General features: G+C 48.1%; 2 tRNA genes. Both read left to right on the forward strand.

Features of this window, described 5'->3' with window-relative positions:
* Positions 1–77: transfer RNA gene (locus tag U5822_RS17450), tRNA-Ile, on the forward strand.
* A 45-nt stretch (positions 78–122) separates the two neighbouring features.
* Positions 123–198, forward strand: a tRNA-Ala gene (locus U5822_RS17455).
* Positions 199–526: the final 328 nt, after the last annotated feature.

The raw sequence follows: 526 nt of genomic DNA on the forward strand, positions 1-526 counted from the left end.
GGGTCTGTAGCTCAGGTGGTTAGAGCGCACCCCTGATAAGGGTGAGGTCGGTGGTTCAAGTCCACCCAGACCCACCAAAATTGCTTAACTCCTGGAGTTAGACAATTTGAGGTAGCTTAAATGGGGCTATAGCTCAGCTGGGAGAGCGCCTGCCTTGCACGCAGGAGGTCGGCAGTTCGATCCTGCCTAGCTCCACCAAAACTTACTGACTAACTCCGGTTAGCAGTGTGCAGAAACAAGTGTTTCAACTTGACGACAAGTTCGAAGCCCTTCTTTCTGATCACTGGGTCAGATTTGCTCTTTAACAAATTGGACGAGATAGAAATACCGATTATTGGATTCCATTATCTCCGGAATTCGATAATCAGTGATAGCGATTTCAAGCGTTATCCGGTGTTGTCGTTGAAGTGGTTGTTATATCGCTTCAGGAAAACTGGAACCTTCGGGTTCGCAGTTGTCTTGGGGTTATATAGTCAAGCAACTAAGCGCATACGGTGGATGCCTTGGCAGTCAGAGGCGATGAAAG

Origin of the sequence: Marinobacter qingdaonensis (assembly GCF_034555935.1) — a bacterium.
Taxonomy (GTDB): Bacteria; Pseudomonadota; Gammaproteobacteria; order Pseudomonadales; family Oleiphilaceae; genus Marinobacter; species Marinobacter qingdaonensis.